The sequence below is a fragment of the Psychrobacillus sp. OK032 genome (genome assembly GCF_900111345.1).
GTDB lineage: Bacteria > Bacillota > Bacilli > Bacillales_A > Planococcaceae > Psychrobacillus.
In genome coordinates this window covers 1-15,131 of sequence record NZ_FOGY01000007.1, presented here as the reverse complement: position 1 = coordinate 15,131, position 15,131 = coordinate 1, and the positions used below count along the sequence as shown (strand labels likewise).

18 protein-coding genes and 8 tRNA genes are annotated in these 15,131 nt (G+C 37.5%); 25 read left to right on the top strand and 1 reads right to left on the bottom strand.

Annotation, left to right across the window (positions count from 1 at the left end; all coding sequences use genetic code 11):
• Nucleotides 1-11 precede the first annotated feature (11 nt).
• A complete protein-coding gene (locus tag BMZ04_RS13900; protein WP_093271876.1) occupies nt 12-491 on the top strand; it encodes a PH domain-containing protein in 480 nt (159 codons plus the stop codon).
• Complete coding sequence (locus BMZ04_RS13895; RefSeq protein ID WP_093271873.1) at nt 484-1,986, top strand: PH domain-containing protein; 1,503 nt, start codon at nt 484-486, stop codon at nt 1,984-1,986. The genes BMZ04_RS13900 and BMZ04_RS13895 overlap by 8 nt, the downstream gene beginning before the upstream one ends.
• 285 nt (nt 1,987-2,271) lie before the next feature.
• Here the strand turns inward: BMZ04_RS13895 and BMZ04_RS13890 are convergent, their stop codons facing one another.
• Entirely contained in the window at nt 2,272-2,901 is a 630-nt protein-coding gene (locus tag BMZ04_RS13890) for a rhomboid family intramembrane serine protease (RefSeq protein WP_093271870.1), read from the bottom strand.
• Nucleotides 2,902-2,969: 68 nt separating this feature from the next.
• On the opposite strand from BMZ04_RS13890, the gene acpS reads away from it, so the two are divergent.
• The 23 genes from acpS (at nt 2,970) to BMZ04_RS13775 (ending at nt 14,939) form a co-directional block, all read left to right on the top strand.
• Nucleotides 2,970-3,323 (top strand): holo-ACP synthase, encoded by a 354-nt coding sequence (acpS, locus tag BMZ04_RS13885; protein ID WP_093271866.1) that lies wholly within the window; start codon nt 2,970-2,972, stop codon nt 3,321-3,323.
• A 58-nt stretch (nt 3,324-3,381) separates the two neighbouring features.
• Nucleotides 3,382-4,404 carry a LolA family protein gene (locus BMZ04_RS13880; protein WP_093271862.1) on the top strand — a complete coding sequence of 341 codons (1,023 nt, stop codon included), beginning with the start codon at nt 3,382-3,384 and terminating at the stop codon, nt 4,402-4,404.
• Between the two features lie 78 nt (nt 4,405-4,482).
• Nucleotides 4,483-5,589, top strand: coding sequence for an alanine racemase (gene alr / locus BMZ04_RS13875; protein ID WP_093271858.1), 1,107 nt, complete (start codon nt 4,483-4,485; stop codon nt 5,587-5,589).
• A 132-nt stretch (nt 5,590-5,721) separates the two neighbouring features.
• The gene (locus BMZ04_RS13870; RefSeq protein WP_369802672.1) at nt 5,722-6,003 is read left to right on the top strand and encodes a transcriptional regulator; all 282 of its coding nucleotides are present in this window, start codon (nt 5,722-5,724) and stop codon (nt 6,001-6,003) included.
• Between the two features lie 4 nt (nt 6,004-6,007).
• Nucleotides 6,008-6,358 carry a type II toxin-antitoxin system PemK/MazF family toxin gene (locus BMZ04_RS13865; RefSeq protein WP_093271851.1) on the top strand — a complete coding sequence of 117 codons (351 nt, stop codon included), beginning with the start codon at nt 6,008-6,010 and terminating at the stop codon, nt 6,356-6,358.
• A gap of 136 nt (nt 6,359-6,494) precedes the next feature.
• A complete protein-coding gene (locus BMZ04_RS13860; RefSeq protein ID WP_093271846.1) occupies nt 6,495-7,325 on the top strand; it encodes an STAS domain-containing protein in 831 nt (276 codons plus the stop codon).
• On the top strand, nt 7,322-7,684 hold the full coding sequence (locus BMZ04_RS13855; protein WP_093271843.1) for an STAS domain-containing protein: 363 nt from the start codon (nt 7,322-7,324) through the stop codon (nt 7,682-7,684). The genes BMZ04_RS13860 and BMZ04_RS13855 overlap by 4 nt, the downstream gene beginning before the upstream one ends.
• Before the next feature lie 6 nt (nt 7,685-7,690).
• Nucleotides 7,691-8,092: an anti-sigma regulatory factor gene (locus BMZ04_RS13850; RefSeq protein WP_093271839.1), complete on the top strand. Its 402-nt coding sequence runs from the start codon at nt 7,691-7,693 to the stop codon at nt 8,090-8,092.
• Between the two features lie 17 nt (nt 8,093-8,109).
• Entirely contained in the window at nt 8,110-9,105 is a 996-nt protein-coding gene (locus tag BMZ04_RS13845; protein WP_093271836.1) for a PP2C family protein-serine/threonine phosphatase, read from the top strand.
• Between the two features lie 80 nt (nt 9,106-9,185).
• The gene (locus tag BMZ04_RS13840; protein ID WP_093271832.1) at nt 9,186-9,533 is read left to right on the top strand and encodes an anti-sigma factor antagonist; all 348 of its coding nucleotides are present in this window, start codon (nt 9,186-9,188) and stop codon (nt 9,531-9,533) included.
• Nucleotides 9,520-9,990: an anti-sigma B factor RsbW gene (rsbW, locus tag BMZ04_RS13835; RefSeq protein WP_093271828.1), complete on the top strand. Its 471-nt coding sequence runs from the start codon at nt 9,520-9,522 to the stop codon at nt 9,988-9,990. The genes BMZ04_RS13840 and rsbW overlap by 14 nt, the downstream gene beginning before the upstream one ends.
• A complete protein-coding gene (gene sigB / locus BMZ04_RS13830; protein WP_093271823.1) occupies nt 9,968-10,753 on the top strand; it encodes an RNA polymerase sigma factor SigB in 786 nt (261 codons plus the stop codon). The genes rsbW and sigB overlap by 23 nt, the downstream gene beginning before the upstream one ends.
• On the top strand, nt 10,750-11,346 hold the full coding sequence (locus BMZ04_RS13825) for a SpoIIE family protein phosphatase (protein ID WP_255367925.1): 597 nt from the start codon (nt 10,750-10,752) through the stop codon (nt 11,344-11,346). The genes sigB and BMZ04_RS13825 overlap by 4 nt, the downstream gene beginning before the upstream one ends.
• Before the next feature lie 61 nt (nt 11,347-11,407).
• Nucleotides 11,408-13,576: a Tex family protein gene (locus BMZ04_RS13820; RefSeq protein WP_093271818.1), complete on the top strand. Its 2,169-nt coding sequence runs from the start codon at nt 11,408-11,410 to the stop codon at nt 13,574-13,576.
• 62 nt (nt 13,577-13,638) lie between these two features.
• Nucleotides 13,639-14,109 carry a SprT family protein gene (locus BMZ04_RS13815; protein WP_093271814.1) on the top strand — a complete coding sequence of 157 codons (471 nt, stop codon included), beginning with the start codon at nt 13,639-13,641 and terminating at the stop codon, nt 14,107-14,109.
• A gap of 80 nt (nt 14,110-14,189) precedes the next feature.
• Nucleotides 14,190-14,264, top strand: a tRNA-Asn gene (locus tag BMZ04_RS13810).
• Between the two features lie 7 nt (nt 14,265-14,271).
• Nucleotides 14,272-14,343 (top strand) — tRNA-Glu (locus BMZ04_RS13805).
• A 20-nt stretch (nt 14,344-14,363) separates the two neighbouring features.
• Nucleotides 14,364-14,439 (top strand) — tRNA-Asp (locus tag BMZ04_RS13800).
• Between the two features lie 3 nt (nt 14,440-14,442).
• A tRNA-Gln gene (locus BMZ04_RS13795) sits at nt 14,443-14,517 on the top strand.
• A gap of 6 nt (nt 14,518-14,523) precedes the next feature.
• Nucleotides 14,524-14,596 (top strand) — tRNA-Lys (locus tag BMZ04_RS13790).
• Between the two features lie 64 nt (nt 14,597-14,660).
• Nucleotides 14,661-14,747, top strand: a tRNA-Leu gene (locus tag BMZ04_RS13785).
• A gap of 10 nt (nt 14,748-14,757) precedes the next feature.
• Nucleotides 14,758-14,834, top strand: a tRNA-Arg gene (locus BMZ04_RS13780).
• A 31-nt stretch (nt 14,835-14,865) separates the two neighbouring features.
• A tRNA-Gly gene (locus BMZ04_RS13775) sits at nt 14,866-14,939 on the top strand.
• Nucleotides 14,940-15,131 lie beyond the last annotated feature (192 nt).

The following is a 15,131-nucleotide window of genomic DNA, read 5'->3' as shown; positions in this document are numbered from 1 at the left end:
AGGTGTTGATAATGAGAGCAGAACCAATAAATAAATTATCTAAAAAAGGACTACGTGTATGGCGAATCTATGGGGTTTTCCAAACACTCATTGCATTACTACTCAGTATAGGTGTGGGGGTTATAAACTTCTTTACTGGCGAGTACATTTGGCTGTACATAGTAGATTTGGTAATTGTACTAATTATTGCGTATTTACTAATTTACTTGTTTCCTAAAGTTAGATGGGCGCGATGGAGATATGAAGTACGAGAACAAGAAATAGAACTTCAGCACGGTCTATTCGTTGTAAAGAGGACATTAGTGCCAATGGTTCGTGTACAGCATGTCGATACAGAACAAGGACCAATCTTACGGAAATATGATTTAGCTTCTATTACAATTTCAACAGCTGCAACGAATCATACAATACCTGCACTTATTACCGCAGAAGCGGATGAACTACGTGGAAGAATTTCTGTACTTGCAAGGGTGGCGGAAGATGATGTCTAAAGAAAAATACAAGCTACATCCGATTTCTGCAGTCATAAACTTTGTAAAAGTATTAAAAGAAATGATTATCCCATTTATTGTAGTCATTGCAGTCAATGGTTTTGGAGGAAGTGAGGATTCTGGTCATTGGTCCTCCTATATTACCTATGGTATTTACGCGATAATTCTAATCTTTATGTTAGTTAGTGGCATAATTAAATGGAAACGGTTCAGATATTGGTTTGAAGAAGAGGAACTCCGTATTGAATATGGATTGTTCGTAAAGAAAAAGCGATATATTCCTTTTGAACGTATTCAAAGTTTGAACTATACGGAAGGCATCTTCCATAGACCATTTGGATTAGTGAAAATAAAAGTAGAAACGGCTGGTGGAGGAGCAACAAAGGAAGCGGACGCAGAGTTGACAGCCATTACAAAAGTTGCAGCCGATCAGATTAAACTTGAGATGCTACAAGCAAAAAATAAACTTCCGGAAGAATTAAATGATTCGATGGAAGTACAACCACTTGTAAAAGAGGAAAGACGAGCGATTTTTAAAATGTCTCCAAAAGATTTGTTTGTGCTTGCAAGTACTTCTGGTGGAGTAGGTGTGTTTTTCTCAGGGCTAGCCGTCTTTGCCTCTCAATTTTCAAATGTTATTCCGTATGGAGCGATTTATGAAGAAATAGTTGTGTTCATTCGTTTTGGAGCACTTATTGTGGCGCTAGCTGTTTTTGTTGTGTTGTTAATCGCTTGGATAGTTTCCGTTGTGCTCACATTTATAAACTACTATGAATTTATGATTACAGTAGAGGATGAGGAAATTATTATTACAAGGGGATTGTTAGAAAAGAAAAAAATAACAATTCCACTTTCCCGAATCCAAGGAGTACGAGTAGTTGAAAATCCATTACGTCAGCTAATGGGCTACGCAACAGTAATTGTCGATAGTGCTGGAGGTTCTCTAGCGGAAAAAGATGAAAAAATCCGTTTGCTTCCACTTATTAAAAAATCGAAGATAACACCAATATTACAGGAAATATTTCCGGAGCTTCTATTTAACCATCAACTTACTAGAATACCAAATAGGTCAAGAAAGTTTTTCTATCGATTAGATTATATATGGATGATTCCGGTCGCTGGAGCAGTTAGCTACTTTTTTTACCCTTTTGGATTATTTTCGCTACTATTATTCCCACTAAGTTACGGGCTTGGTGTGTGGCAACAAAAAACTGCCGGCTATTATTTGAATGAACGTCAGCTAGTTATACAATACCGACTGTTTAGTAAAGTAATGGTATGGATGGAGAAAAGAAGAATTCAATCCATGACGGAAAGCACAACGCTTTTTCAAAAAAAGGCAAACGTTTCATCTATTATTACAACGATTAAATCTGGTGTGACAGGTGCTTCAACTACAATCCCACATATTGAAAAAACGGATGCAGAAATGCTTTTAAATTGGTATGAACCATATCATAAAACAACCATAGAAAAAGAACAGCCAGTAGATTAAGGCTGTTCTTTTCTTATTCTTTTGGAAATTATAAAGTAGATGGTACGCCACTATTTAGAGATACTGTGTCGTAACTTGCTCTATTAGGAGTCACTATGATTTCCACTCCAGGCGGACGCGTATGCGTCGGCGATGGCTTATCGCTCACCCCGCGGAAAGCGTCCGCCTACAGCGGAAATCATAGTGGTCGCTTTGTAAACCTCCATTAGTGCGCAGTATCTCTATACTGTACAACTTCCTAAGGCTTTGAAAAGCCAGATATACATAAAGAACATTTATACTTTTTTACTTCACTGATTTTAAATGACTTTTACGTTTTTTCCATGCAGCGATTCTTTTTGGGTGGAAGTAAATAATTCCGATTACAAAACCTGTTATGAGGCCTGCAATATGTGAAGTAGCATTAATATGCGGTTGAAGAAATGTCATAATAACCCCTATAACAATTATAGGTATAATAATTTGTTTTAGCTGTGGCATTAAATTTCTCGTATAATAAACTAAAGCACCAAAGGCACCAAGAATACCATATATTGCCCCACTAGCACCTACACTTATATAATTCCAATCGTGTATTAAATAAGTAGCGATATTACCGACTAAACCAGATAACATATAAATGGTTAAGAAACGAGCCTTACCTGCAATTTGTTCAAGCTCTGGACCAAATAGATATAGAGAGAACATATTGAATAACAAATGAAAAAAAGTAGCATGTAAAAACATCGGGGTAACTAAACGCCAATATTCACCTTCGCTTATAAGTAAGTTAAAGTGAACACCCTGAGAGTAAATTGCATCTCCTAGGACTGGGATATTCGTTAAAATATAAATAACAATATTTAAAGCAAGCAAAGTAGAAACGACTGGATAGAGTTTAGTGTATTGTTTAAAATTCTCAGTTCTTGTAAACATTATTTCACCTCAATTTTTCTACTAATAGTATAGCTTGTATAAGCTACATTTGAAAAGGAGAAACGCTCATGATTACTGGAATAGGTATAGATATAACCGAATTAACAAGAATAAAAAAAATTAAAGAAAAGACAAGTAAATTTGAAGCGCGTATTTTAACGAACAAAGAAATTGCACAAATGCAGAAATTATCAGCTTCGCGACAAATAGAATTTTTAGCGGGACGATTCGCAGCAAAAGAAGCATTTTCGAAAGCGTTAGGAACGGGAATAGGAAAAGAATGTAGCTTTCATGATATTGAAATTCTAAAGGAAAATAACGGCAAACCAAGCCTTTATTTTAAAGGAATCCAAGTAAATGGCTTTGTCTCCATTACCCACACAAAAGAATATGCAGCTGCTCAAGTAATTCTACAATCATAACCGGTCGTCCAACTACATACAATGAACGAACGCAGTGATAATAGAAAGGGTGGACTGATTGAAAAGCCGAGTGGCCAAACTGTTATTTGTATTAGCTATGATGATCCTGGTACTATCTGCATGTGGAGCTGAGTCAAAAGAAGACGTAGTAAAAAAATTGAGTAATAAGTGGGTGGATGCAAAAGGATATGAGTTAACTGCGGAAATGAGCATCTTAACTGGTCAAGAGCCGAGAGTGTATGACGTGGAGGTTTGGCATACAAAGCCTGATTTTTACCGCGTGAAAGTATCAGATAAGAATGCCGAAAATACGCAAATGATTGTACGCAATACTGAAGGAGTTTTTGTTGTAACACCAGCGCTTAACAAAACGTATAAGTTTCAAAGTAACTGGCCAGCGGAAAATAGCCAAGCTTATTTAATCGGTTCGCTTGCGCAAGATATTAAAAACGATAAATCTTCAACATTTAAAGAAGAAGGAAAAAACTATGTATTTGAAACAAAAACTTCGAATAATCACAAAAACATGCTACCAACTCAAAGAATTTACATCGACAAAAAGACTTTATTGCCAAAAGATGTTGCGATATTGAATGAAAAGAAAGAAGAACAGATTCATATTAAATTCAAACAAGTATCACTTGGGAAAACACATGCAGCAGGAGAGTACAAAATTGATCAAAAGCCAACTGGGAAAGTGGAAGAGGGCACTGTAGAAGCTTCAGCAGAGATGGAAAACAAAGAGTTTGAAACACATTATCCAGTGATTAAGTGGGAAGGTGTTCACTTGATCGATGAAAAAGAGATGAAAGTGGAAGACGATAAACGGGTTATTTTAACATTTAGTGGTGAAAAAGAATTTACAATTATTCAGCAACTTAGCGACCCAAGTGTATCATCTACTATCCCAGTATTTGCACCAGGTGATCCTGTAGATTTAGGGGTAGCTGTTGGGGCAGTAACGGATCAATCACTTACTTGGGAACAAGATGGAATGTCATTCTTCATCGCATCTACATCATTAACCAAAGAAGAAATGATTGAAGTAGCAGCATCTATGACGATAGCTGGACTGAAGTAAACTAATTGACGACTTCTTCTCACTAGTAGGATAATTAGAAGCATAATAGTAAAACAAACGAAAAAAGAGGGAAGTCTTATGTCTCAGCCATATTACCGTCCAACATTTATCCAAGTAAATTTACAAGCAATCAAGTCTAATATCAAGCGCTTAAAAGAAAAGTTACCAAAGCATACTAGTATAATGGCTGTTGTAAAAGCAAATGGATATGGGCACGGAGCAATTGAAACCGCCAAAGCAGCCTTACAAGCAGGGGCTACTCAATTAGCCGTCGCCTCTCCGGAGGAAGCGGTTCAGTTAAGAGATGCAGGAATAACTGCTGATATTCTTGTTCTCGGAGCTTCCCCGATCTCTTTTTTATCCATTGCATCAGAACGGAACATCACACTAACAGCATATTCGTTTGAGTGGTTATTTGCTACACGGGAATTTACAAAACCTTTTAAAACACATATTAAAATTGACAGTGGGATGGGCCGAATTGGTATTGTACAAGAGGAAGAATTACAGAAAGCAATTGCTTTTATTCGAGAAAGAAATTGGATAGAAGTAACGGGCGTGTTTACCCATTTTTCGACAGCAGACGAAGAAGACGAAAATCATTTAAAGAAACAAATTTTATCATTCGAACGAATGCTTCAATTATTTGAACAACGACCAGCAATTGTACACACTTCCAATAGTGCTGCAACGCTTAGAAATCCTAGTCAACATTATGATGGTGTGCGTTTCGGTATATCAATGTATGGAATTGCACCCTCAAATTGGATAGATGAAAACCTTCCATTTCCATTGGAAAGAGCACTTTCGCTACATACGGAAATAGTGCATGTGAAGAAAGTGAAAAAAGGTGCGACGATTGGCTACGGTGCAGCGTATACAGCTAAAACGGATGAGTGGATTGCAACGCTACCGATTGGTTATGCAGATGGATTCTTGCGAAAGTTGCATAACCAATTCGTTTTGGTAAAAGGAAAGAGAATGCCGATCGTTGGAAAAATTTGCATGGACCAGTGTATGATCCGTTTAGATGAACAAGTGGATATTGGTGAAAAAGTAGTGTTGCTAGGGAAACAAATGAATGAAGAGATTAGGATAGAAGAATGGGCAAACGCTTTGCAGACAATACCATATGAAATTTGCTGCACCTTTTCCAATAGACTTCCTAGATTATATAGTGAATAATTCTTCGACAAAACTCGAACTTAGTGCATGATTTGTCTAACCATTTCTTATAATGTCTTTTATTATGCCTCTAGTAATGGTAAGATTAAGTATATTGTCATATAGGGAAATGTTTTGTCGGAGGTGTTTGCTGTGGTAAGTGGAAAAAAGAAAAAGGAAGCAGTTATAGAGCTTCCAAAGCAAATGGTTAATGAAGGAGTAAAAATTGTCAAACAATCATTCGCTAATAGTGAAAATCTTGTTCGTGTCCAAGCAAATGAATACATTAAGAAAGGCCAGGCAAATCTTATAAGAGAAGCGATGATGAAAGGTTATGTTGAAATGTCTCATATAAACTTATCCATAAGTTCGGAATGTTTACATGCGGAATATGAAGCGCAACATACGACAGAGCGACTCGTAAGTGGAGGATGAAAACTTGATCGTAAAACGTGGGGACGTTTTTTTTGCAGATTTATCACCTGTAATCGGGTCTGAGCAAGGTGGAACCAGACCCGTTTTGGTGATACAAAATGATATAGGAAATCGATTCAGTCCTACTGTTATCATTGCAGCAATTACCGCGCAGATTCAAAAAGCAAAATTACCAACACATGTGGAAATCAATGCGAAACAGTATGATTTTGAACGAGATTCGGTTATCTTGTTAGAACAATTGCGTACGATAGACAAATCTAGGCTGACAGATAAAATTACACATTTAGATGAAGATGTTATGTGTGAAGTCGATCATGCATTAGGTATTAGCTTGGGAATTGTAAAATTTTAATACATAGACAAAACGCAATGTGTAGCCGACAAATACGCATTGTGTTTTTTATTTTTTGCGTTAAAAGATGTATATTATCCTGTAATTCGTTAGAATGTAAGTACGAATACCAAAAAGAGGAGATGGACGAAATAGTATGAATAAACAAATTGCAACATATATTCATGATAATATAGATAATATTTTAGATAGATGGAAAGTAAAAATGGAAGACGATCAGGATGACCGATTCTTTCAAATAATGTCTGATCAAGTCATTGATACTACCGTTCGCGAATTTGGAGAACTGATGGTTTCTAGTTTAACAGCAAGTGGAGAAACCTACGATGAGAAGCTAAAGGATTTTTCTGTTCAAATTGTTCGTTATGGCTGGTCGATCACTTTTGTACTAAGAGCACTTAACAATTTCACGGAAGTAATCTACGAAGAAATGGAAGAAGCAGGTTCGTTAAATGAAAGTAATTATAAATCATTTAGAGAAATACTGACAAATTGGATTACACCGCTTAATCATAGTGTGGTAGATGCCTATTCTAAAGTTTGGGAAAAAACCGTGAATCTCCAAAAAATTGCCTTGCAAGAACTTTCAGCCTCCCTAATCCCTGTATTTGATAAAATTTCTGTCATGCCGTTAGTAGGTACAATTGATACGGAACGTGCAAAGCTCATTATGGAAAACTTACTACAAGGTGTTGTGAAGCATCGTGCAGAGGTTGTATTGCTTGATATCACGGGTGTTCCTGTAGTAGATACAATGGTCGCTCATCATATTATTCAAGCAGCGGACGCCGTTCGTTTAGTAGGTGCTAAATGTATGCTTGTCGGAATTCGTCCAGAGATTGCGCAAACAATTGTAACGCTTGGTATAAATTTAACTGATTTTACTACGACAAGTACGTTGCAAAGAGGAATGGAGCAAGCTCTTGCTTTAACAAATCGGGCGATTATTGAGGTGAACGTGAAATGATGACGAGAATTCCAATTTTAAAACTAAGAGACTGCTTAATTGTTTCAATCCAATGGGAATTAGATGATCAAACTGCGTTAGCATTTCAAGAAGATTTATTGGCAAAATTGCACACGACTGCAGCAAGAGGAGTAGTACTTGATTTGACTCCAATTGACTTTATTGATTCGTTCATCGCTAAAGTACTAGGAGATGTTATTAATATGTCTGGTTTAATGGGGGCAAAAGTAGTTATTACCGGTATTCAGCCTGCTGTTGCCATTACATTAATAGAGCTAGGTATTAGACTAGAAAACGTTGTAACAGCACTAGATTTAGAAAATGGATTGGAAAAATTAGAACGAGAATTGGAGGACTAGTCCATTATGAACTTAAGGTCTTCTGTTGATATTATAACGGAGTGGGATATTGTTGCTGCTAGGCAGCTTGGAAGAAATGAAGCGAAGGATGTAGGTTTCGGTACAGTTGACCAGGCTAGAATTACAACAGCAATTAGTGAACTTGCTCGTAATATTTATTTATATGCAGGAAGAGGTAATATAGAAATAAAACAAATTACAGAAGGCAATCTTAAAGGATTACTAGTTATTGCATCCGATAAAGGCCCAGGTATAGCAGATGTTCGGAAAGTGATGGAAGATGGATTTACAACATCTGGTGGATTAGGAGCTGGACTTCCTGGAGTAAAGCGGCTCATGGATGACTTTAAGATTGAAACAGTTATAGGAGAAGGTACGGTGATTAGTGCAACCAAGTGGATGAGGTAAGGAGGGTGTTGTAAAAAATGCAGGAATTTAAAAAAGAATATAAACAAATTTTAGAACAATATATATTAAAACAGACGGAACATAATTTGTATGAAGGTCAAAATATTAGTAGGCAACTTATTCAGAAAAATATCTCTCCTGAGGAAGTAATCAGCATACATAAGGCGTCATTAGAAGAGATTATGTCTGATTTAGATGGCGATGTAATGCATTCTTTTGATTTACTCATTGAAGTGATGGTTCGCTATGGATTGGCACTTAAAGAGCATCAAACTTTGATTCAAAAACAGCAAAATATCAAGATGGAAATGGAGCTTGCTGCGAACGTGCAACAAACATTGTTAAAAACGAAAGTACCTCAAATAATAGATTTAGATATAGGTATTATTTCAGTTCCAGCAAAAGAAATGAACGGGGATTATGCACACTTTTTGCATGACAACACACATGTAGGTATAGCAGTAGCAGATGTTATCGGAAAAGGTATTCCTGCTGCGCTATGTATGTCCATGATTAAATACGGAATGGACAGTTTAGACGGTGCAGAAACGGATCCAGTAATTGTTTTAGATGTGATCAACCGAATCGTAGAGAAAAGTGTAAGCGACTCGATGTTTATTTCCATGTCTTACGGAAGATATGATACATCGAATAGTGAATTTACATACGCTTCAGCTGGACATGAACCTCCGCTTTTTTATTGCTCGGAGTCATCTAGTTTTTCTGAGTTACAAGCAAAAGGTTTACTCTTAGGTGTAATTCCCAATGTGAAATATGAACAACATTCTATTACCCTAAACAAAGGTGATTTTGTTGTGATGATGACGGATGGGGTTACGGAATGTCGTTCAAAAGAGGGGTTTATCGAACAAAAAACGATTATGGATATAATTGAAAATGTTAAAGATCAATCTGCTCAAGAAATGGTAGAGTATGTGTTTCATAAGTTGGAAGAATTACAAGACTTTGAACAACGAGATGATTTCACCCTTGTGATTTTCAAAAAAGTATAGTCTTTTTTTGTAAAGATGTTTAACTTTAGTTGAATCGTGGTATTACAAACACTATATAGATAAAACGGGGGATAAAACACATGAATATTACAGTTGAACTACATCAAAAAGACTCGCTAATAGTTAATGGAATCATAAAAGGAGAAATTGATGCATTTACAGCACCAATTTTAAGAGAAAAACTTGCCGAGATTGACCTAAAAGAAAACCTTCAAGTGACAATAGACTTAACAGATGTATCCTATATGGACAGTACAGGGTTAGGAGTATTTGTTGGGTTTTATAAGAGTATAAATGCATCGAATAGTCATATGGAGCTAATTGGACTTTCATCTCGTTTAAAACGACTGTTTGATATAACTGGTTTAGGAGAAATAATGGATATACAAGCGAGCAGTGGAGAGGTGAAAATAGATGAAACCGTTTGATTATGTTGAAATTCGAGTGCCTGCAAAGCCGCAATATGTAAGTGTTGCACGTTTAACAATTTCGGGACTAGCAAACCGTGTTGGATTTACATATGACGAGATAGAAGATTTAAAAATAGCTGCGAGCGAAGCGATAACAAACGCAGTTCAACATGCGTATGCCGAAGATGAAGACGGTGAGGTTGTAATTGGTTGCGCATTATACGAAGAGAAAATGGAAATCATGGTAGCAGACCATGGAAAAAGCTTTGACTTCGAAGAGACAAAAGCAAAAGTCGGACCATATAATGAATTAGAAGAAATTTCTTTCTTGAGAGAAGGCGGGCTTGGATTATATTTAATTGAGACATTAATGGACGAGGTGAAAGTGCATCAACAGGAAGGTGTAACTGTATTTATGACGAAGCATGTCGGAGTAGAGCAGGTGGATGGTAATGTCGAACACATCTCTTCCTAACAAGCAATCCAAAGAAAAAATCCTAGAGTGGATAAGTGAATATCAAAAGACAGAGAGTGAAGAAGCACAGACCAGTTTGGTTTTAAATTACACTAGATTGGTTGAGTCTATAGCAAGAAAGTACTCAAATGGAAAATCCCATCATGAGGATATTGTGCAAGTTGGAATGGTAGGACTGCTTGGTGCAATACGAAGATATGATCCGGCGTTCGGTAAAAACTTTGAAGCATTCGCTATTCCAACAATCATAGGTGAGATTAAACGTTTTCTTCGAGACAAAACGTGGGCTGTCCATGTACCGAGAAGAATAAAAGAACTTGGCCCTCGAATTAGGGTAGCCGTAGAAACATTAACAAATGAATTCCAACGTTCACCATTAGTTCCAGAAATTGCCGAATACTTAAATGTAGAAGTAGAAGATGTATTAGAAGCAATGGAAATGGGGAAAAGCTATCAAGCATTATCCATGGATCACTCGCTAGAATCAGATTCAGACGGAAGTACGATTACATTATTCGATGTAATTGGAAAAGCGGACGGAGAATTTGAAAAGACTGATCAGCGTTTACTGGTAGCTAATGCTCTTGGTGTTTTATCTGATCGTGAAAAGGAAGTAATTCAACTTACATACTTAGAGCAATTGAGCCAAAAAGAAGCGGGCGATCGACTGGGAATTTCTCAAATGCACGTTTCGAGAATACAGCGAAAAGCGATTAAGAAATTGCAAGAGGCAATATTAGCGTCAGGTGGAGTAGTGAAGTGAAGAATTTTTCGGACGAAAAAGTTGAGCTGTTAGTATTTCAAGAAGCCAAGTCGGGTAATTTAGAATCAGGGGATACATACTATGTGTCTAAAAATGAAAACTTCATGTTGTGCGCTATTGCAGATGGGTTAGGGAATGGACCTATTGCAAAAGAATCTGCTGATATCATTCCAGAGATATTGGAGAAATACCCTGAAGAATCGTTAGACGAATTATTAATACGATGTAATGAACGAATGATTCAAAAAAGAGGCGCTGCTGTCGCAATTGTGAAAATAGATTATAATCTTGAAACTATATCCTATAGTTGCATAGGAAATATCAAATTTTATATGTACCAGAAGGAAACAGATAAAATGTTATACCCCCTACCAGTAATGGGCTATTTATCAGGGAGGAAACAAAAAGTAAAAACACAAACTTACGCATGTAAGAAAAATGATTTATTCATGTTACATTCTGATGGTGTGAACATGAATAGTCCTAAAAAAACGATTAAAAATGCACTGAATGCAAGATGTCTTTACAATTCAGTGCTCGATACAATTGAACATGGCGACGACGCTACATTTATAGTAGGAAGCTTACTCTAGAAGGCATTAGGGTAAGCTTTTTGTGTTAAACTAAACTTAATAAGGAAAGGGTGTGTTTGTTTTGGAAATTAAGAAAATGCTACAGCTCGTTTCTAAAGAAACTGGTGTTAAATCTTCTCAAGCTGAACAAGTTATTAAATTATTAGAAGAAGGAAATACAGTTCCTTTTATCGCGCGTTATAGAAAAGAACAAACTGGATCATTGGATGAAGTTCAGATAAAAGCAATTGAAGATCGCTATAACTACATACAACAGTTAGAACAGCGAAAAGAAGAAGTGATTCGACTTATTGATGAGCAAGGGAAGCTGACAGAAGAGTTGAGTGTAGCTATCCAAAATGCAACTGTTCTGCAACGAGTAGAAGATTTATATCGTCCATTCAAGCAAAAACGTAGAACAAAGGCGACGATTGCCAAAGAAAAAGGCTTAGAACCACTTGCGAGTATATTGATGACCTTTCCAAAAGAGTCAGTTGCTGTTTTAGCAAAAGACTTTTTGAATGAAGAACTAGAAGTACTTACAATAGAAGAAGCTCTACAAGGCGCAAGAGACATACTAGCTGAGCAATTCGCGGATGATGCAAAAATTCGAGAACAAATCCGCAATATTTCACGTGCGGATGGACTGATAATCAGTTCCGTGAAAAAGGCTGAATTAGACGAGAAAAATGTATTTGAAATGTACTATGAATATGAAGAACCAGTAAAAAAAATCGTGCCACATCGTATACTAGCGCTTAACCGTGGCGAAAAAGAGGATGTACTAAAAGTAAGTATTCAAGTTCCAATAAATAAGGTAACAACAGTAATGCAAACAGAGTGGATACCCAATTATTCCTCTAGCGATGCCATTGAACACGTCAAACTTGCAATAGAAGACTCATACAAACGTCTAATACAGCCTTCGGTAGAGCGTGAAATCCGAACGGAGCTTACTGAAAAAGCAGAAGCACAAGCAATTCACATCTTCTCTGAAAACTTACGTAATCTTTTATTACAACCACCGTTAAAAGGAAAAGTAATTCTTGGAGTAGACCCTGCGTACCGGACTGGATGTAAACTTGCTGTAGTCGATGACACTGGTAAACTATTAGACGTTTCCGCAATATATCCTCATGCACCGAAAATGGATGTAGAAGGTTCCAAAAAGAAAGTTCTTACTTATCTTAAGAAATACCCGATCTCGTTAATCGCTATAGGTAATGGTACTGCTTCTCGTGAAACAGAGCAGTTTATAGTAGATTGTCTAAAAGAAGTAGAAGGTGATGTTGCTTACGTTATTGTCAATGAAGCTGGGGCAAGCGTATATTCTGCATCCGAAACTGCAAGAAATGAGTTTCCTGATTTACAAGTTGAGCAGCGAAGTGCGGTGTCGATCGCAAGAAGATTACAAGACCCACTAGCTGAACTTGTAAAAATAGATCCAAAAGCGGTAGGGGTAGGTCAATACCAACATGACGTATCACAGAAAAAATTATCCGAGTCACTCTCTTTTATAGTAGAAACTGCAGTTAACCAAGTTGGAGTCAACGTAAACACAGCATCTGCATCCCTTTTGCAATACGTTTCCGGGCTATCAAAAACTGTCGCTGAAAACGTAGTAAATCTTAGAAACGAGCAAGGAAGGTTTACTTCAAGGGCACAATTAAAGAAAATACCACGCTTGGGTGCGAAAACATACGAGCAAGCAATTGGATTTTTAAGAGTACCAGATGCAAAAAATCCGTTTGACGCAACAGGAATTCATCCAGAAAGTTATAAAGCAGCTGAACAAGTGCTAGCAATTGCAGGACTGAAAAAAGAACAAATCGGCTCAAAAGAAGCTGAAGAAGCTTTAAAAAACATTTCAATAGAAGAAGTAAGTAAAGAATTAGAAATTGGCGACATCACATTAAAAGATATTGTAGACACATTGATCAAACCAGCCCGCGATCCACGTGAAGCTTTCCCACAACCTATTTTGAAAACAGACGTCCTTAAAATGGAAGATCTAAAAGCAGGTATGGAGCTCCAAGGAACTGTTCGTAATGTAGTCGACTTTGGGGCGTTCGTCGATGTCGGTGTCAAACAAGATGGACTTGTTCATATTTCGAAGTTGAAAAAAGGTTTTGTGAAACACCCATTAGATGTAGTCTCGTTAGGAGATATAGTAACAGTATGGGTAGATCAGTTTGATGCGAATAAAGGAAGAATCGCACTTACAATGCTTCCTCCAGAGCAACAGGTGTAACAATTTAACGGCTGTCCAATGTTTAGTCATTGGACAAGCTTTTTTTAAATAGGAGAGGTATTATGACGGATGAAAAGCTGTATGAACTAGTTTGTAGTGTATCAAAGGAGGTTTTTAGGAAAGACTTCCGGCATGAAGCTTATTTTAATAAACGCCTGCGTACAACGGGTGGAAGGTATATGTTAAGAACACATCATATTGAAGTTAATCCACTTGTCCTTGAAAAACACGGAATGGAAGAATTGATTGGAGTAATTAAACATGAGCTTTGTCATTATCATTTACATATAGAAGGAAAGGGTTATAAACATCGAGATGCAGATTTTAGAGAGCTACTGAAAAGAACGAATTCACCTAGGTTTTGTTCTACTCTTGTTGAACGGAATAGACGCGTCAGTAGGAATAGATATACTTATCAATGTGCAAAATGCTCCTTGGCATATAATCGGAAAATTCGTTTAAATACACGCAAATACAGATGTGGCAAGTGTTTGGGGGACCTTGTTTTAGTAACTTCAAAAAAACTTAAATAAATTTCACAAAAGTAGTTGACGTTTCGCGAAAGGCTCTTTATAATAGAAAAAGTCGAGAAGAACAAAACGACAAAAATTATTCCGAAGTAGCTCAGTGGTAGAGCAATCGGCTGTTAACCGATTGGTCGTAGGTTCGAGTCCTACCTTCGGAGCCATTTATATGGCCCCTTGGTCAAGCGGTTAAGACACCGCCCTTTCACGGCGGTAACACGGGTTCGAATCCCGTAGGGGTCATTTCAATTTTATATTTCCAAGGTCCCGTGGTGTAGCGGTTAACATGCCTGCCTGTCACGCAGGAGATCGCCGGTTCGATCCCGGTCGGGACCGCCATATTGGGGTATAGCCAAGCGGTAAGGCAACGGATTTTGATTCCGTCATGCCCTGGTTCGAATCCAGGTTCCCCAGCCATTTTACGAGCCATTAGCTCAGTTGGTAGAGCATCTGACTTTTAATCAGAGGGTCGAAGGTTCGAATCCTTCATGGCTCATCATTTGTTGTTGACAAACTTAGTTGATGAGAGTACAATAAAACATGTCCTAATTATTAACTACGCGGTCGTGGCGGAATGGCAGACGCGCTAGGTTGAGGGCCTAGTGGGGGATAACCCCGTGGAGGTTCAAGTCCTCTCGGCCGCACCAAAGCAATAATGCGCCCGTAGCTCAATTGGATAGAGCGTCTGACTACGGATCAGAAGGTTGTGGGTTCGACTCCTGCCGGGCGCGCCAAAAAAAACAACAACATTTGAATTTTATATATGCGGGTGTAGTTTAGTGGTAAAACCTCAGCCTTCCAAGCTGATGATGAGAGTTCGATTCTCTTCACCCGCTCCATTAATTAAAACCATGAACATTGAAAACTGAACATGCAAAACGTTAAGAAATATAGCTTGAAAGATTAACTTCAGTTAGTCCGACAGCAAAACAATTATGACATCATTTAATGATGATGCCAGCAAAACAAAATGAGCTTTTTAAGTTCTCTATTATGGAGAGTTTGATCCTGGCTCAGGACGAACGCTGGCG